The organism is Iamia sp. (assembly GCF_035575815.1).
GTDB lineage: Bacteria > Actinomycetota > Acidimicrobiia > Acidimicrobiales > Iamiaceae > Iamia.
The window spans coordinates 1-16,394 of sequence record NZ_DATLXO010000147.1 but is presented as its reverse complement, the minus strand read 5'-3'; the positions used below and the strand labels follow the sequence as shown (position 1 = coordinate 16,394).

General features: G+C 73.1%; 15 protein-coding genes. 11 read left to right on the top strand and 4 right to left on the bottom strand.

The features are described from left to right. Positions 1–57: 57 nt before the first annotated feature. Entirely contained in the window at positions 58–1,371 is a 1,314-nt protein-coding gene (locus VNL12_RS15325) for an MFS transporter (RefSeq protein WP_325595813.1), read from the top strand. Positions 1,372–1,602: 231 nt separating this feature from the next. On the opposite strand, the gene VNL12_RS15320 is transcribed toward VNL12_RS15325, so the two are convergent. After that, complete coding sequence (locus VNL12_RS15320; protein ID WP_325595812.1) at positions 1,603–2,934, bottom strand: UDP-N-acetylmuramoyl-tripeptide--D-alanyl-D-alanine ligase; 1,332 nt, start codon at positions 2,932–2,934, stop codon at positions 1,603–1,605. A gap of 177 nt (positions 2,935–3,111) precedes the next feature. Here VNL12_RS15320 and VNL12_RS15315 point away from each other — a divergent pair, with 177 nt between their 5' ends. From VNL12_RS15315 to VNL12_RS15305, 3 genes are read left to right on the top strand one after another with little or no spacing between them, the layout of a single operon-like run. Next, positions 3,112–4,242, top strand: coding sequence for a D-alanine--D-alanine ligase family protein (locus tag VNL12_RS15315; RefSeq protein WP_325595811.1), 1,131 nt, complete (start codon positions 3,112–3,114; stop codon positions 4,240–4,242). Positions 4,243–4,278: 36 nt separating this feature from the next. Beyond that, positions 4,279–4,854 (top strand): VOC family protein, encoded by a 576-nt coding sequence (locus VNL12_RS15310; RefSeq protein ID WP_325595810.1) that lies wholly within the window; start codon positions 4,279–4,281, stop codon positions 4,852–4,854. A gap of 50 nt (positions 4,855–4,904) precedes the next feature. Further along, positions 4,905–5,276, top strand: a complete 372-nt coding sequence (locus VNL12_RS15305; protein ID WP_325595809.1) for a hypothetical protein — start codon at positions 4,905–4,907, stop codon at positions 5,274–5,276. Between the two features lie 13 nt (positions 5,277–5,289). Here the strand turns inward: VNL12_RS15305 and VNL12_RS15300 are convergent, their stop codons facing one another. Then, complete coding sequence (locus VNL12_RS15300) at positions 5,290–5,859, bottom strand: helix-turn-helix domain-containing protein (protein WP_325595808.1); 570 nt, start codon at positions 5,857–5,859, stop codon at positions 5,290–5,292. Between the two features lie 48 nt (positions 5,860–5,907). On the opposite strand from VNL12_RS15300, the gene VNL12_RS15295 reads away from it, so the two are divergent. The 4 genes from VNL12_RS15295 (at position 5,908) to VNL12_RS15280 (ending at position 12,298) form a co-directional block, all read left to right on the top strand. Beyond that, on the top strand, positions 5,908–8,337 hold the full coding sequence (locus tag VNL12_RS15295; protein ID WP_325595807.1) for an HAD-IB family hydrolase: 2,430 nt from the start codon (positions 5,908–5,910) through the stop codon (positions 8,335–8,337). Further along, a complete protein-coding gene (locus tag VNL12_RS15290; protein WP_325595806.1) occupies positions 8,334–9,530 on the top strand; it encodes a zinc-binding dehydrogenase in 1,197 nt (398 codons plus the stop codon). The genes VNL12_RS15295 and VNL12_RS15290 overlap by 4 nt, the downstream gene beginning before the upstream one ends. A gap of 100 nt (positions 9,531–9,630) precedes the next feature. Further along, positions 9,631–11,223, top strand: a complete 1,593-nt coding sequence (locus VNL12_RS15285) for a lactate racemase domain-containing protein (protein ID WP_325595805.1) — start codon at positions 9,631–9,633, stop codon at positions 11,221–11,223. 79 nt (positions 11,224–11,302) lie between these two features. Further along, positions 11,303–12,298, top strand: a complete 996-nt coding sequence (locus VNL12_RS15280) for a lysophospholipid acyltransferase family protein (RefSeq protein ID WP_325595804.1) — start codon at positions 11,303–11,305, stop codon at positions 12,296–12,298. Between the two features lie 75 nt (positions 12,299–12,373). Here the strand turns inward: VNL12_RS15280 and VNL12_RS15275 are convergent, their stop codons facing one another. After that, the gene (locus VNL12_RS15275) at positions 12,374–13,174 is read right to left on the bottom strand and encodes a hypothetical protein (RefSeq protein ID WP_325595803.1); all 801 of its coding nucleotides are present in this window, start codon (positions 13,172–13,174) and stop codon (positions 12,374–12,376) included. Positions 13,175–13,253: 79 nt separating this feature from the next. Here VNL12_RS15275 and VNL12_RS15270 point away from each other — a divergent pair, with 79 nt between their 5' ends. Further along, positions 13,254–13,901 carry a nitroreductase family protein gene (locus VNL12_RS15270; RefSeq protein ID WP_325595802.1) on the top strand — a complete coding sequence of 216 codons (648 nt, stop codon included), beginning with the start codon at positions 13,254–13,256 and terminating at the stop codon, positions 13,899–13,901. Between the two features lie 48 nt (positions 13,902–13,949). Here the strand turns inward: VNL12_RS15270 and VNL12_RS15265 are convergent, their stop codons facing one another. Next, positions 13,950–14,720: a GntR family transcriptional regulator gene (locus VNL12_RS15265; protein WP_325595801.1), complete on the bottom strand. Its 771-nt coding sequence runs from the start codon at positions 14,718–14,720 to the stop codon at positions 13,950–13,952. Between the two features lie 237 nt (positions 14,721–14,957). On the opposite strand from VNL12_RS15265, the gene sigK reads away from it, so the two are divergent. Together sigK and VNL12_RS15255 are read left to right on the top strand one after the other, a co-directional pair. After that, positions 14,958–15,548, top strand: coding sequence for an ECF RNA polymerase sigma factor SigK (gene sigK / locus VNL12_RS15260; RefSeq protein ID WP_325595800.1), 591 nt, complete (start codon positions 14,958–14,960; stop codon positions 15,546–15,548). Further along, complete coding sequence (locus tag VNL12_RS15255) at positions 15,545–16,243, top strand: anti-sigma factor (protein WP_325595799.1); 699 nt, start codon at positions 15,545–15,547, stop codon at positions 16,241–16,243. Before sigK ends, VNL12_RS15255 begins: the two co-directional genes overlap by 4 nt. Positions 16,244–16,394: the final 151 nt, after the last annotated feature.

Below are 16,394 nucleotides of genomic sequence, written 5' to 3'. Positions count from 1 at the left end.
GCCGCGGGGACTTGACCCGTTGGTCAGGTTCGGCGGTGGAGCCGTACCCTGGGTTCGGTGTCCGAGCCCGCCGCCTCCTCCCCGCATCCGGAGGAGGCCCTGGAGGAGGTCGAGGCCGCCTACCTCGAAGGGGGTCGCACCTTCGCCCCCGGCACCGCTCGTTCGGCGTTCAGCCACCGCACCTTCCGCACCGTCTACGCCGGTGCCTTCGCATCCAACATCGGCACCTGGATGCAGAACGTGGTGCTCGGCGCCCTCGCCTATGATCTCACCCGCTCCGCGGTGTTCGTCGGCGTCGTCACCGCCGCCCAGCTCGGTCCCCTCCTGCTGCTGTCGCTGGTCGGCGGGGCCATGGCCGACAGCTTCGACCGCAAGAAGCTGCTCATCATCCTGTCGATCGAACAAGCCGTCTTCTCCGTGCTGCTCGCCCTGGTCACCCTGAGCGCAGATCCGCCCAAGGTCATGCTCGTCGTCGTCGTGCTGGCCATCGGGATCGGCAACGCCCTCTACGCACCGACCTTCAGCGCGGTGGTGCCGATCCTCGTGCCCCGCCACGACCTCGCCGGTGCCATCTCGCTCAACTCGGTGCAGATGAACGCGTCGCGAGTGATCGGCCCGGTCATCGGCAGCGTGCTCTTCGCCCGGTTCGGTGCGTCGTGGGTGTTCATGCTGAACGCGCTGAGCTACGCCGCGGTGATCGCGTGCCTGACCCGGGTGACGCTGCCCGACGCCCCGTCGTCGGGCACTCAGGGGCTGCACCGCCTCCTCGAGGGCATCCGCTACGCGCGCGCCCACCGGGCCATCGGTCAGGCCATCACCACGATCTTCGTCTTCTCGCTGCTGGCCCTCCCCTTCATCACCCAGATGCCGAAGCTGGCCGATGTGAACCTCGGCATCGACGCTCGAAGCACGGCCTACGGGCTGCTCTACGCCAGCTTCGGTCTGGGGGCGGTCTCGGGCGCCCTCTCGGTCGGGACGCTGTTCGCCTCGCGCGACAAGGCCCGCATGACCCGCGTCGGGCTGGTCGTCTTCGCCGTCCTGCTCACCGGCTTCGCGCTGCTGCGCACCGCGGTGCTGGCCTACCCAGCGGTCTTCGCCGTCGGGGCGGTCTACTTCCTGGTCATCACGTCACTGTCGACCGTGTTGCAACAGGGCCTCGACGACCGGGTCCGCGGCAAGGTCATGGCCCTCTGGATCATGGGCTTCGGCGGCACCGTGCCCTTCGGCGGCCTGGCCGGCGGCTGGCTGGCCGAGCGGACCTCGATCACGGCGATGATGCTGGTCGGCGCGACGGTCGCCGTCGTGCTCGGCCTGCTCATGGACCTCCGCCCCCGCGTCGACGAGTCGGTCGAGGTCGCCCGGGCGGCCTGAACGCCGGGCCTGAGCGCCGGCCTGTCGCTCGGTCTGGCCGTTCAGCGCGAGCGGCCAGGGGGCGGAAGCCTCTCAGCTCAGAACGCGCGCCAGTAGGCGATGGCGAACGGTGACCGTTGACCGTCAAGGGGAGGCGTTCTGAGCGCTTTCAGCGGCTTCGCCGCCGAAGGTGAGCGCCGCCGGCTCCGCCGTCGGAGAGCCCGTCCTGTCGTGTTCGCTCGCTGCGCTCGCTCACAGCGCGAGCAGGGCGGTGGCCACCCGCTCGAGAGCGGCCACCCGGCTGCCCTTGACGAGCACGGCATCACCGTCGCCCAAGTCCCCCAACAGGGCGACGGCGGAGTCGACGTCGGCCACGGCGTCGATGCCCTCGATGCCGTAGCCTGGCGCCGCCACCGAGATGACCCGGATGCCCCGCCCTGCGGCGTGGGCGGCCACCTCCCGGTGGAGCCGGTCGCCCTCCGCGCCCAGCTCGGCCATGGGCCCGAACACCGCGACCCGTCGTCCCGCCGCGGGCAGGGCGGCGAGGGCGTCGAGGCCGGCCAGGGTCGAGGTCGGGTTGGCGTTGTAGGCGTCGTTCACGACCACCGCACCCGACGGTGCCCGGGTGATCTCCATGCGCAGGCCCGAGACGGTGGCGCCGGCGAGGGCCTCCACCACGTCGTCGAGGTCGACGCCCAGGGCCAGCGCGCAGGCAGCGGCGGCCACCGCGTTGGCCGCCTGGTGGGCACCGTGCACGGCGAGGGACACCTCGGCGTCGCCCCACGGGGTCAGTAAGCGGAGCCGGGGTCGGAGCAGCTCGTCGAGCTCCAGGCTCGCGGCCCGCACCTCAGCGTCGACCTCGCCCAACCCGTAGGTCAACACCCGCGCTGAGGTGCGGCTCGCCATCGCCCGTACCCGTTCATCCTCCGCGTTGAGCACGGCCACGCCCGTCGGCGGAAGGGCCTCGACGAGCTCACCCTTGGCCCGGGCCACCTCGTCGATCGACCCGAACATCTCCAGGTGGGCGGCGGCCACCGAGGTGACGATCGCCGCCGTCGGGCGGGCCACCCCGCACAGCAGGGCGACGTGGCCCGGGCTCCGGGCACCCATCTCCACGACGGTGGCCCCGGTGTCGTCGGCTGCGCCCACCAGGGTGAGGGGCACGCCGATCTCGTTGTTGAACGACCGCTCGCTGGCCGCGGTCACCCAACGCGACCGGAGCACGGCGGCCAGCAGGTCCTTGGTCGAGGTCTTGCCGACCGATCCGGTGATGCCCACGACCCGGTCGGGCAGCCGGGAGCGGGCCAGGCCACCGACGGCGAGGAGGGCGCTCGCCGTGTCCTCGACCTGGACCACCGGCACGGCCACACCGGGCTGCGGCCGCGACGCCAGCACCCCGGTCGCGCCGGCCTCGACCGCCGCGGGCACGAAGTCGTGTCCGTCGCGCTCGGCCACCAGGGCCACGAACCCGGCCCCCGGCGCCAGGGACCGGGTGTCGATCGACAGGCCGTCGATCACCGTCGTCGGATCGCCGTGGAGGCTGCCGCCCGTGGCGGTGGCCAGGTCGTCGAGGGTGAGCCGCATCGCCGGCGACCATAGGGCTGAGAGGCCGCGCCGGCGACCATGGGGCGTCGGCCGGCGGAGATGGCTCGAACGTTGAGCGGGTGACCTCACCCGAGAGGCATCGGGCTGGGGGTCGACCGCTCCCCCGGCGACGTCCGCCGCGGACCCCGCCCGGCGGCCCCGGTAGGGTCGGCGGCCATGTCCGAGGAGCCGCGCACCCGCCTCGTCGTGCTCTTCGGTGGGGTGTCGGCCGAGCGCGACGTGTCCTGCATCTCCGCCGCCCACGTGCTCGCAGCGGTCGACCGGGACCGCTTCGACGTCGTGCCGGTGGGCATCGACCCGGAGGGTCGGTGGCTCCTCGCCGATGCGGCCAAGGCCCTCCTCGACGACGGTCGGGCCGGCGAGATCGGCGGCACCGTGGCCGTCGCCGGCACCGCCATCGAGCCGCTGGGTGTCGCCGCCGCCACCGCGCCCGGCCAGCAGGTGGTGGTGCTTCCGCTGATCCACGGTCCCATGGGCGAGGACGGCACTGTCCAAGGCCTCCTCGAGATGGCCGGCGTGCCCTACGTGGGCTCGGGCGTGCTCGGCTCCGCAATCTGCATGGACAAGGTCGCCTCCAAGGCGCTGGCCACCGCCGCCGGTCTGCCCCAGGCCCGCCACCTCGTCGGCCGCGACGTCGAGGTCGACGCCGCGTTCCGCCAGCGGGTCATCGCCACGCTCGGGCTCCCGGTGTTCGTGAAGCCGGCCAACCTCGGCTCCTCGGTCGGCGTGGCCCGGGCGGCCGATCCCGAGGCCCTGGCGGTCGCCCTCGCTGATGCCCTTCGCTACGACGAGTGGGTCGTGGTCGAGGAGGCCGTCGCCGGGCGCGAGATCGAGCTGGGCGTGATCGGCAACGCCGAGCTGCGGGTGTCGGTGCCCGGTGAGATCGTCCCGACCCATGAGTTCTACGACTACGACGACAAGTACGTGGACGGCGCGGCCCGGCTGGTGGTGCCGGCCGAGCTGCCCGAGGGGGTCACCGAGGCGGCCCAGGCCCTCGCCCTCGCTGCCTACCGGGGGCTGCGGGCCGACGGCTACGCCCGCGTCGACCTGTTCTACGAGGAGGGGGGCCGGGGTCTGCTGCTCAACGAGGTCAACACCATCCCGGGCTTCACCCCGTACTCGATGTTCCCATCGCTGTGGGCAGCCTCGGGCGTGGCCTACCCCGAGCTCATCACCGAGATGGTGCGCCTCGGCCTCAAGCGCCATGCCCACCGCGCCGGCTTCGGCCGGGCCCAGCCCAGGCCTGAGGCGGGCGTTCCTCGCCCGGGCGGCGCACCGAGGCCGTAGGCTCCGGACCCGGGGACGGGTCGACAGGAGGCAGTGATGGGCGACGTCGGACCGATGCAGCTCTCAGGCATCAACCACCTGGCCTTGGTGTGCCGCGACATGGCCCGGACGGTGGCCTTCTACGAGGGCATCCTCGGCATGGCCCTGGTCAAGACCGTCGAGCTGCCCGGGGACCTGGGGCAGCACTTCTTCTTCGACTGCGGGGGCGGTGACCTGCTCGCCTTCTTCTGGTTCCCCGATGCCCCCGACCCGGTGGTCGGCATCACCGGCCCCGTCGCCCGCCCCGACACAGGCGACCTGCTCAGCGCGGTGGGGTCGATGAACCACGTCGCCTTCGCCGTGCCCGCTGAGCGCATCGAGGAGTACCGCGACCGGTTGATCGCCGCCGGCGTCGAGTGCAGCGAGACGTTCAACCACGACGACAGCGAGTGGGGCGTGGCCCGCGACGTCCACCCCGGGGTGTTCGTGCGGTCGGTCTACTTTTCGGACCCCGACGGCATCCTCCTCGAGCTGGCGGCCACGACCCGCCCGTTCACCCCGGCCGACGTGGCCCACGCCCCAGCGGCGCCGACGCGGGCTGAACCGCGCCCCCGTGTCGCACCCCTCCGGTAACCTGAAGATCGACGCTTCCCCTCGTCTCGACCCCGACCCGAGGACGCGCCATGACCCTGTCCCACAAGCACCGCACCACGATCTACGCCAAGCTGTCGCCCATCGTGGGTGAGGAGGAGGCAGACGCCTTGCTCTCCCAGTTCCCCTCCCGAGACACCGACGAGCCCGCGACCCGGGCCGATTTCCAGCTGCTCGCCGCCGACGTGCAGGTCACTGCGGCGGAGCTCCGGGTCGAGATGCAGGACCTCCGGGTCGAGGTGCAAGCCCTCCTGGTCGACATGCAGGGCGAGGTGCAGGGTCTCCGCGTCGAGATGCACAGCCTGTTCCGCCGCCAGACCGTGTGGATGGTGTCCGCTCTCTTCGGTGGCCTCTCCGTCGGCATGGGGCTCGCCGCCGGCGTCGCCTCGGTCATCGCCGCCTGAACACCCACCCAGGTCAGCGGGCGAGGGCGGCCAACAGGTCGGCCCGGCGACGGCGCAGCCAGGCCCGGTCCGGGGCCACGCCCAGCTCGGTGAGCAGCTCGGCCTCCACCGCGGTGGCGATCACGTGGGCCCCGGCCTCCAGCAGACGCCGCCGGGCCCGCTCCCGCTCGACCGGTCCGCTGTCGGGGCCGGCCAACGCCCGCGCCGCGCCGTCGAGGCGGGGGGCGATCGACTCGGCCAGGGACCCGGTGGCCGACGGGCCCACGCGGGTGACCTCTCGCAGCAGCACCAGCAGGTCGGGGCGCCGAGCCCCGAGGCGCAACACCTCGTCGACCACGGCCACGGTGGGCGGACGCCCGGGTCGCGGCGACGCCACGGCGCGATCGAGGGCGTCGCCCAGCTCGGCCACCGCCGCAGTCACCACACCGGCCACCAGTGCGTCCTTGGAGCCGAACCAGTACAGGATGGTCTGCTTGCGCACCCCGACCGCATCGGCCACGTCGTCGAGCGAGGTGGCCTCCACCCCCCGGCGCGCGAAGCCGGCGAGGGCCGCAGCGAGGATGCGGTCGCAGGTTGAGGGCACCGGAGCCTGTCTACCACTTGGTAGAGAGATGGGCTACGGTCCTCGGTGATGGCCGCCGACCCCCCTGCGTCCCCCGCCTCGCCGGTGGCCGAGGCCCTGCACGGCCGCCGCCTGTTCGTCACCGGGGCGACGGGGTTCCTCGGCACGGCCCTCGTCGAACGCCTGCTGCGGGCCGCGCCGGGCTGCGAGCTCGTGCTCCTCGTGCGTCCGGGGCGCAAGCGCACCGTCGCCCAGCGGGCCCAACGCGAGATCTTCCGCAACGACTGCTTCGACCGCCTCCGGGCCGAGCTCGACGACCCGGCCGCCTTCGACGCGCTTGTCGCCCGCCGGGTGACCGTGGTGGCCGGCGACGTGGCCACCGACGGCCTCGGGCTCGACGAAGCCGGGCGCGCCGCGCTCGCGTCGTGCGACACCGTCATCCACTCCGCCGCCACCGTGTCGTTCGACTCACCCCTCGACCTCGCCGTCGAGGTCAACCTGCTGGGACCGTCGCGCATCGCCCTGACCCTCGGCGACCTCGGGGTCACCCCCCACCTCGTCGCCGTGTCCACCTGCTACGTGGCCGGCAACCGGCGGGGCGCGGCGCCCGAGATCCGGGTCGACGAGAGCCCGTTCTGGATCGACGTCGACCACCGGCAAGAGGTCGAGGCCGCCCGGCGCATGCGGGCCGACGCCGAGGCCGCGAGCCGCCGCCCCGACGACCTGGTGCGGTTGAGGTCCGAGGCGCGCGACGAGCTGGGTGCCGCCGGCACGCCCCTGCTGGCCGAGAAGACCGAGCAGCGGCGCCACGCCTGGGTGAAGGACCAGCTCGTCGAGGCCGGTCGGGCCCGAGCCGCATCGTTGGGCTGGCCCGACGCCTACGCCATGACCAAGGCCCTGGGCGAGAAGGCCCTGGGCCAGTCCCGCGGCGACGTGCCCGTCTCCATCGTCCGCCCCGCCATCATCGAATCGGCCTGGTCCGAGCCGATGCCGGGCTGGATCCGAGGGTTCCGCATGGCCGAGCCGGTCATCGTGTCCTACGCCCGGGGCCTGCTCAGCCAGTTCCCCGGCGTGCCCGAGGGTGTGGTCGACGTGATCCCCGTCGACCTCGTGGTCGGGGCCATCTGCTCGGTGGCGGCCCGTGGCCCTGCGAACGCCGACGGCAGCCCCGACATCACCCAGGTGGCATCGGGGTCGGCCAACCCGCTCGAGTTCCAGCGCATGGTCGACCTGGTGTCGGGATGGTTCACCGAGCACCCGATCTACGACCGCGACGGCCAGCCCATCAGCGTCCCGGAGTTCAAGTTCCGGGGTCGGGGCCAGGTCGAGGGCGAGCTCAACCGGGCCAAGAAGGTGCTCGGCACCGCCGAGAAGGTGCTCGCCGCCCTGCCCCTCCGCGGCAAGCAGGCCCAGTGGGCGGCCGGCATCGAGGAGAAGCGCGAGCTGGTGGAGCGGGCCTCGACCTACGTCACGCTCTACGGCGCCTACACCGAGTGCGAGGCCATCTACGGCGTCGACGGGCTGCTGGCGCTGCACGCCGCCCACTCCCCCGGTGACCAGGTCACCTTCGGCTGCGACCCGCGCGTCGTCGACTGGGATCACTACGTCCGCGAGATCCACCTGCCGTCGGTGGTCAAGAGCGCCCGGGTCCGCACCGAGGGCGGACCGAGCACCAGCGAGGACCGCACCACCCGGCTCCGCCGCCAGGTCCTGGCCCCCGAGCGCCAGATCGCCGCCTTCGACCTCGAGAACACCCTCATCGCATCGAACGTGGTGACGTCGTTCGCGTGGCTGGCCACCCGCCGCCTCGAAGCCTCCGACCGCCGCACGCTCGCCGCCCGCCTGCTGGCCGAGGGCCCGGCGCTGCTGCGCCTCGACCGTCGGGACCGCAGCGACTTCCTGCGCCACTTCTACCGCCGCTACGAGGGTGCGCCGGCCCACGAGCTGTTCACCGACAGCGCCGAGATGCTCTCCGAGCTCATCCTCACCAAGTCGTTCCCGGCCGGGCTGCGCCGGGTCCGAGAGCACCGGGCGCTCGGGCACCGCACCGTGCTGATCACCGGCGCCCTCGACTTCGTCGTCGCCCCGCTGCGCCCGCTGTTCGACGACATCGTCAGCACCGAGATGACCGTGGGCGCCGACGGCACCTACACCGGGCAGATGACGAGGGTGCCGCCCACCGGCGAGAGCCGGGCCCAGGCCCTCTACGACTACGCCGACCTCCACGGCCTCGACGTGGCCGAGGCCGTGGCGTATGCGGATTCGACCAGCGACCTGCCGATGCTCGAGGCCGTCGGCTTCCCCGTGGCCGTCAACCCCGAGGCCCGCCTCGCGTCCCTGGCCCGCAAGCGGGGCTGGTTGGTCGAGCAGTGGGACAAGGCGCCCGGGTTCGTGCCGCCGCGGGTGCCGCTGTCCAAGCCGCCCGGCCCCCGCCGCGAGCCCCTGCGGGTGCCCGGCTACCGGAGCCCCGACCGCGCCGCGCGCCGCCGGGTGCGATGAGGGCGCTGGTCTTCTCCCGGAAGCCGGCGCGGTTCGCGGCGGCGGCGGTGGCGGGGCGCGCCGTGCCCGGCAGCGGCGCCGTGGTCGGCCCCCTGAAGCTCTCCGAGGGCGACGAGCTCGACCCGCCCACCGAGGCGTGGGTGCGCCTGCGGCCGCGCCTGGCCGGCATCTGCGGCAGTGACCTCGCCGCCATCGACGGCCGCTCCAGCCGGTACTTCGAGCCCATCGTCTCGTTCCCCTTCACGCCGGGCCACGAGGTCGTGGGCGACCTCGACGACGACACCCGGGCGGTGCTCATCCCAGTGCTGCACTGTGCGGTGCGCGGCATCGACCCTCCGTGCCCGTCGTGTGCGGCGGGCCGCACCCACCACTGCGAGCGCATCGCCTTCGGCCACCTCGATCCGGCCCTGCAGAGCGGCTTCTGCCGGGAGACCGGCGGGGGCTGGTCGACGGGCATGCTGGCCCACCCCGACCAGCTCGTCGCCGTGCCCGAGGCCATGGCCGACGAGGCCGCGGTGCTCGTCGAGCCCACCGCCTGCGCCGTCCACGCCGCCCGGTCCATCCGGGCCGGCGCCGCCGGCGGCCACGGCCCCGTCGCCCTCATCGGGGCCGGCACCCTCGGCCTCACTACCCTCGCCGCCCTGCGTCACCTCGACGGCGGCACCGAGCGCTCCGTCATCGCCACGGCCAAGCACCCTGAGCAGCGACGCCTGGCGCGCGCTCTGGGGGCCACCCGGGTGGTGACCCCCTCCGAGCTGCCCCGGGCGGTGCGCTCGGCCACCGCCTCGCTGGTGATGGCGCCCGACGACGCCACCGCCGCGGCCGCCCACGGCCAGCTCACCGGCGGGGTGCCCACCGTGGTCGACTGCGTGGGCTCGGCCGACTCACTCACCCAGGCCCTCAAGGTCGTGGCCCCCGGCGGCGACGTGCTGGTCGTCGGCATGCCCGGCACCACCACCCTCGACCTCACCCCGCTCTGGCACCGGGAGACCTCGCTGCGGGGCTGCTACGCGTACGACCGGGACGACTTCGCCACCGCCTTCGACGTGGTGGCCGCGGCCGACCTCGGCCGGCTTCTGAGCGCCACCTACACCCTCGACCGCCACCGGGAAGCGATCGCCCACGCCGCCGCCGCCGGCTCGCGCGGCGCGGTGAAGATCGCCTTCGACCTGCGGGCGGAGAAGCGCCGATGACCCCGATCCTCCCATCTTCCCTGAAACCGCCACCCTCCTGTGCCCCGTGGGCCCACCAGGGTGGCAGTTTCGGGGTTCCGGCCTCGATGGAGACCTGCTGATGCCCCGCCCCGGACTCGTGCTCGACGTCGATTCGTCGACCCCTCCGATCCTGTTCCACCACGGCGAGTCGTTCCGGCTCGAGAAGCTGCCGGCGGGGCGCAGCCGCGTGGTGTACCCGGGTGAACCGCTGGACGCGATCCGCGACGTCGAGGGCGCCATCGGTGACACCCTGCTCCACCCCCTCGACAGCGACCCGCTGCCGTCGCTGCTGTTTCCCGGCATGCGGCTCGTGATCGCCTTCGACGACGTGTCGCTGCCGCTGCCCAAGATGAAGCGGCCCGACATCCGCCAGCGGGTCATCGAGGCCGTGCTCGACCTGGCCGCCGCCGCCGGGGTCGATGACGTGCGCATCATCGCCGCTCTCGCCCTGCACCGGCGGATGACCGAGGACGAGCTGCGCCACGCCGTCGGCGACCGGGTCTATGACGCCTTCGCTCCCGACGGCCGCCTCTACAACCACGACGCCGAGGACCCCGACGACCTCGCCTTCCTCGGCACCACGCCCCAGGGCGAGGAGATCGAGATCAACAAGGCCGCCGCCGAATCCGACCTGCTCGTCTACGTCAACATCAACATCGTCTCCATGGACGGCGGCCACAAGAGCACCGCCACCGGGCTGGCGAGCTACCGCAGCATCCGCCACCACCACAACCCGGCGACCATGGAGCACTCCCGGTCGTTCATGGACCGCCACAGCTCCGAGCTCCACCACTCCAACTGGCGCATGGGCAAGGTCATCCGTGACGCCGGGGTGAAGGTCTTCCAGATCGAGTCGACCCTCAACACCAACGTCTTCGGCGAGACCGGGCCCCTCTCGGTGCTCCAGAAGCGCGAGTGGGAGTGGAGTGGCCGCGACCGGGCCACGTACATGGCCATGTCGGCCGGGCTCAAGCGCATGAGCGCCAACAGCCGCCGCCGGATCTTCCAGAGCCACGAGGCGCCCTACGGCGTCACCTCGGTGACCGCAGGGGCGATCGAGCCGGTGCACGAGCGCACCCTCGAGCACTGCTTCGCCCAGCACCTGGTGCCGGTCGAGGGCCAGACCGACATCCTCACCCTGGGCCTGCCCTACATCTGCCCCTACAACGTGAACTCGATCATGAACCCGATCCTGGTCATGTGCCTGGGCCTCGGGTACTTCTTCAACATGTACCGGGGGCGGCCCCTGGTGCGCGAGGGCGGCGTGCTCATCATGAGCCACCCCACGCCCTGGGAGTTCCACCCGGTGCACCACCCGAGCTACATCGACTTCTTCGAGGAGGTGCTGGCCGACACCACCGACCCGAAGCTCATCGCCGAGACGTACGAGAAGCGCTACGCGGAGGACGAGTGGTACCGGCACCTCTACCGCACCAGCCACGCCTACCACGGCGTCCACCCGTTCTACATGTGGTACTGGGGCGCCCACGCCCTCGCGCACCTCGGCTCGGTCATCATCGTCGGCGGCAACGTCCCGGCCGTCCGCCGCCTCGGCTTCCGTCCCGCCTCGACCATGCAGGACGCCCTCGAGATGGCCACCGACACCGTCGGGCCCCAACCGACGGTCACCCACCTCCACAACCCACCGATCGTCATGGCTGACGTCACGTGAGCCGGACGATGACAGGCCCCACCTCTCGCACTGGGGCGGATCCTGGCCGCCCTGACGACCAGAGCTCAGCCCAGTTCGCATGGAGAGTCACGTGAACGGCGAGCGGGCGGGGCCCACGCGAGCCGAGGTCGCGCTGCGCACCGCAGTGCGGCTGCAGCGACGGCTTCCCACCGCGCGGCGCGTGAGCGGCGCGATGCAGTTCCCGCTGCGGGCCCCCACCGTGCCCGGCGGGGTCGAACCGACCCCGAAGGAGACCCGGCTGGGCGGGGCCTACGACACCGAGTGGGCCCGCAGCCCGGCGGCCCGGCTCGGTCGCCTGGCGCTGCTCGAGGGCGCGGTGCGGCCTCTGGTGTGGGCCATCGCGGACCCCGACCGGCGCGGCTACGACCGCCTCGTCGGCCTGAACGGCCCGGCCATCTTCGCCGCCAACCACCTGAGCCACATCGACGCCGGGCTGCTGCTCACCTCACTGCCCGAGCCGTGGCGCCACCGGGCCTTCGCCGGGGCGGCCGCCGACTACTTCTTCGACAGCCGGGTGAAGGCCACCCTCGCAGCGCTGGCGTTGAACGCCATCCCCATCGAGCGGACCAAGGTGACGCGTCGGTCCGCGGCCCTCGCGGCCGAGCTGATCGACGACGGCTGGAGCATGGTGATCTTCCCGGAGGGGGGCCGCAGCCCCGACCGCTGGGGCCAGGCCTTCCGGGCCGGCGCCGCCTTCCTCGCCGTGCGCACCGGCGTGCCCGTCGTGCCCGTGCACCTCGAGGGCACGGGGCGCATCTTGCCCAAGGGCACCTCGAAGCTGGTGCCAGGCCGGACGCGAGTCACCTTCGGCACCCCGCTGCAGCCCGGCCCAGACGAGGACATGCGCGACCTCTCGGTGCGCATCGAGGCCGCCGTCACCGCCCTGGCCGACGAGGTGGCCGGCGACTGGTGGACGGCCCGCCGTCGGGCCCACGCCGGCCTGAGCCCGCCGCTGTCAGGTCCCGACGCCGGCGCCTGGCGCCGGGCCTGGGCCCTCGGCGACCGCCGGTCACACCGCCGCACCCGTCGCGAGCCCTGGCCGCTCCGCGACTGACGGGTCCCCGCCAGCTTTGAGCGGTTGTGCGCCGCATCTGCACTCAACCGCTCAAAGGTCCCGTGAGGGCGTCGGTCAGCGGCACTCGTCGATGATGCCCTCGAACACGGTGACCACGTCGGGCGGGATGTCCTCGGTGGAGGCGGCGTGGAAGAGGTCGTTGATGTCGTCTTGCTCGAGCTCGGAGTAGACGGCGTCGACGATGCACCGGGCCTCGGTGTCGGACACGCCCGACACGATCAGCGCCGAGAGGAACCGGGATCGACTGACGTCGCCCTCGCTGTCGTCGCCGAAGTCGGGCATGTCCGCCCCGCCGTCGGGACGGTCCGGATCACGGGGACGGTCGGGGTCGCGGGGGCGATCAGGGTCGCGCGGACGATCGGGGTCGCGGGGGCCGTCGTCGTCCTCGTCGTCCTCGTCGCCCTCGTCGCCCTCGACGTCTCCGTCATCGTCGGGGCGCTCAGAGTCGTCATCGCCGTCGGTCGCCCCGTCCTCGACGCAGTCCTGCAGCGCCGAGGCGAAGTCCGCCGCCGTGGCGGGATCGATGTCCTCGATGGTGTCGGCCTCGATGATCTCGTCGATCTCGTCGTCATCGACCTCGGCCCGCAGGTTCTCGGCTCCGCACCGCGCTTCATCGAGGGTGTAGCCGTTGTCGAGAAGGGCCTGCTCGAGCTCGTCGTCACTCGTCGGGGCCTCGGTGGTGGGCGTTCCGCCCTCGGTCGTCGTGGTGGTGGAGGTGGCCCGGGACGCGACCTCGTCAGGCACCTCGACGCCGCAGGCCGCGAGCCCGAGAGCGACCATCACGCCGACAGAGACGAGACCGGTGCGCCGGCGGGCCCGGGGCAGGGTCCGTCGGGTCGGAGCGGGGTCGGGCACGGGCCGAGTCTGGCACGCACCGCCGCCGGCCCCGCCCCCGCGCGGTGGGGGTGGGGTGACCTGAGTAGGTTCCGCGTCCATGGCCCTCGACCTCTCCCCCGATGAGCTCCTCTCGACCACCCGGAGCGTACGCAAGCGCCTCGACCTGGGCCGTCCCGTGCCCCGCGACGTGGTGCAGGACTGCATCGAGGTGGCTCTTCAGGCCCCGTCAGGCTCGAACTCCCAGTCCTGGCACTGGGTCGTGGTCACCGCCGCCGAGAAGCGTCGCGCCCTCGCCGAGCTCTACGCCCGGCACTTCGATCCCTACATCGCCCTCTCGGAGGAGGCCGCCCCCTACCCGAGCGGCGACCCCCGAGCCGACGCCGCCCCCCGGGTGTCCGCGTCGGCCCGCTACCTCCGCGACCACCTCCACGAGGTTCCGGTGCACGTGATCCCCTGCCAGTGGGGTCGGGTTGACGGCGCCGACACCTTCGCCCAGGCCAGCTTCTGGGGCTCCATCCTCCCGGCCGCCTGGAGCTTCATGCTCGCGCTGCGCAGCCGGGGCCTGGGCTCGTCGTGGACGACCCTGCACCTGCCGTCCGAGGCCGAGGCGGCCGAGATCCTCGGCCTCCCCCACGACAAGGTCACCCAGGCCGGGTTGTTCCCGGTGGCCTACACCCTGGGCACCGACTTCAAGGCGGCGTCGCGGATCGACTCCTCGCGCCTCGTCCACTGGGACACCTGGTAGCCGCCGCCGGTCCGGGGGCCGAGCTCGCCCACCCCGCGCGCGAGGCGATCAGCGGGGCGGGGCGCCGTCGACCAGACGCAGGCCGCTGGGCCCGATCGACGCCTCGGGCTGGGGCAGGTCCACGGTGAAGGCGCTGCGGTGGCCGGGGAAGACGTACTCAGCGACGAGGACGGGACGACCGGCCGCGTCGTCGGTGACCCGCTCGCAGACCAGCACCGGCGAGGACTCGGGGATCTCGAGCAGGGCGGCGTCGGTGGCCGAGGCGGCGTGGGCCTCGATGGTCTGGACCGCCCCCCCGAAGCGGACGGGGAGCAGCTCGTGGAACGAGTGCTCGGCGACCTGCGCCCGCGACAGCTCGAGCCCCAGCTCCTCGGGGCACCACACCGTCACCCGGGCGAAGGGCTCGCCATCGGCCAGGTTGACCCGGGCCACGCGCAGCACCTTGTCGACCCCGAGCACAGCGCGGGCCCGGGGCGGTGCGGCCACGAAGCCGAAGTCGACGATGCGGCGCTCGGACCGGCGGCCGTCGGCCTCGAGCTGAGCCTCGATGGTGCCGAGCCGGGCCAGGTGCTGGCGGAACGGGACCCCGGCCACGAACCAGCCGAAGCCCTGTCGGGAATCGACGAGGCCCTCGCCGCGGAGCTCGTCGAGGGCCTTGCGCACCGTGACCCGGCTCGCCTCGTAGCGGGCGGAGAGCTCGGACTCGCTGGGCAGGAGCCGTCGGTCGCCGAACTCGCCGCCGTCGATGCGCGCCCGCAGATCCTCGGAGATGTCGCGGTAGCGGATCCGCCGGGCCGGGCGGTCGGCGCGAGGCGGCATCGGTGGTCGACCGTACCTGGCGCCGCACCGGTCCGACAACGATCGCGATCCCGACCAATCCTGCCGGCGGGAGGGATCGAACCCACGGTGCTGCCACCGTGCGCGAGCGGGTCGTCTCTCGCCCCCCGGCAACGACACCCGACGAGGAGGGCTCGTGGCCCACGACATGCTACAGATCACGGCATGGCACCTCAGCCCACTGCCGCACCGCGCTCCCGTGACGGGTTGCGTCGTCTGATGGGTCGCCCCCGCCGCCACCTCCAGCCCGTCCCCTCGGGAGCACCCGGGAACGCGAATGCCCTGCTCGCCTCGGTCGCCCGCGGTGACAGCGACGCCTTCGCCGCTCTCTACGACCTGGTCACCCCCACCGTCGCCGGCATCGCCCGCCGAGTCGTGCGCGATCCGCACCAGGCCGACGAGGTCGCTCAGGAGGTGCTCCTCGAGGTGTGGCGCCTGGCGCCGACCTATGACCCGTCGAAGGGCTCGTGTCGCACGTGGATCGCCACCATCGCCCACCGCCGGTCGGTCGACCGGGTGCGCAGCGAGCAGGCCGAGCGCAACCGCCGGGTCCGCGACGCCGAGCGCACCGGTGCCGGTGACCCCGATCCTGTCGCCGGCGTCGTCGCCGAGGACGCGGAGCGGGCCGAGGTGGCCGCCGCCCTCGATCAGCTGACCGACCTGCAACGCCAGACCATCGAGCTCGCCTACTACGGCGGCTACACCTACGCCCAGGTGGCCGAGATCCTCGAGCTGCCCTTGGGCACTGTCAAGACCCGCATCCGTGACGGGATGATCCGACTCCGAGACACGCTGGAGGTGACATCATGACCCCTGATCCCCACACCCTCGTCGGGCCCTACGTCCTCGACGCCCTTCCCCCCGATGAGCGCGACCTCTTCGAGGTCCACGCCGAGCGCTGCCCGGACTGTCGGGCTGAGGCGGCCGAGCTGCTGGCCGCCGCCGCCCACCTGGGCCGGGCCGCCGCCATCGTGCCTCCCGCCTCGCTCCGCAGCCAGGTGCTGACCCAGGCGGCCCGCACCCGGCAGGTCGCCCCCGGCGGCGCCGTCGCCCTGCCGCGCGACCTGCGCCGCACCTGGCCCCTGGCCCTCGCCGCCGCCGCCGTGATCGCCGTGGTGGTCGCCCTCGGCGCTCTCGTGCTCCAGGCCGACCACCGTGCCGATCGCGCCGAACAGGTCGTCGCCATCGTCTCGTCGCCCGACGCCCAGGCCATCGCACTGGCCGAGGGCGATAGCGGCACCATGCGCCTCGTCGTCTCCGAGGACCACGGCCGCTCCGTCGTCGTCGCCGATGACATGGCCCCGCCGCCCACCGGCAAGGCCTACGCCCTGTGGTTCGAGAAGGAGGGCCAGATGGTGCCGGCCGGCCTCTTCACCCCCGACTCCGACGGGTCGGTGCGGCTGCAGGTCGACGACGTGCCCGTCGACGAGGTCGGCGTCACCGTCGAGGACGCCGGCGGAGCCGACGAGCCGACCCTGCCCACCATTGCCTCAGGCACCCTGTAGCAGCCTCCGACGCCCCCGATCAGCGGTCCGCCCCTCGCGATCGCCGGGCGGCGGCAAGCGCGACGAAGGGCGCCACGCTCGTCGGATCGGTGAGGGCCTCGACCGAGACGGCCTCGTCGACCGGCGTGCCGGTGAGGATGCGCTTCACCGG

What these genes read in the sequence shown, in the direction of transcription:
- VNL12_RS15295 (WP_325595807.1), top strand. Translation starts at nt 5,908, where the DNA reads ATGGCCGCCGACCCCCCTGCGTCCCCCGCCTCGCCGGTGGCCGAGGCC.
- VNL12_RS15290 (WP_325595806.1), top strand. Translation starts at nt 8,334, where the DNA reads ATGAGGGCGCTGGTCTTCTCCCGGAAGCCGGCGCGGTTCGCGGCGGCG.
- VNL12_RS15310 (WP_325595810.1), top strand. Translation starts at nt 4,279, where the DNA reads ATGGGCGACGTCGGACCGATGCAGCTCTCAGGCATCAACCACCTGGCC.
- VNL12_RS15315 (WP_325595811.1), top strand. Translation starts at nt 3,112, where the DNA reads ATGTCCGAGGAGCCGCGCACCCGCCTCGTCGTGCTCTTCGGTGGGGTG.
- VNL12_RS15280 (WP_325595804.1), top strand. Translation starts at nt 11,303, where the DNA reads ATGGAGAGTCACGTGAACGGCGAGCGGGCGGGGCCCACGCGAGCCGAG.
- VNL12_RS15255 (WP_325595799.1), top strand. Translation starts at nt 15,545, where the DNA reads ATGACCCCTGATCCCCACACCCTCGTCGGGCCCTACGTCCTCGACGCC.
- VNL12_RS15265 (WP_325595801.1), bottom strand. Translation starts at nt 14,720, where the DNA reads ATGCCGCCTCGCGCCGACCGCCCGGCCCGGCGGATCCGCTACCGCGAC.
- VNL12_RS15285 (WP_325595805.1), top strand. Translation starts at nt 9,631, where the DNA reads ATGCCCCGCCCCGGACTCGTGCTCGACGTCGATTCGTCGACCCCTCCG.
- sigK (WP_325595800.1), top strand. Translation starts at nt 14,958, where the DNA reads ATGGGTCGCCCCCGCCGCCACCTCCAGCCCGTCCCCTCGGGAGCACCC.
- VNL12_RS15320 (WP_325595812.1), bottom strand. Translation starts at nt 2,934, where the DNA reads ATGCGGCTCACCCTCGACGACCTGGCCACCGCCACGGGCGGCAGCCTC.
- VNL12_RS15305 (WP_325595809.1), top strand. Translation starts at nt 4,905, where the DNA reads ATGACCCTGTCCCACAAGCACCGCACCACGATCTACGCCAAGCTGTCG.
- VNL12_RS15270 (WP_325595802.1), top strand. Translation starts at nt 13,254, where the DNA reads ATGGCCCTCGACCTCTCCCCCGATGAGCTCCTCTCGACCACCCGGAGC.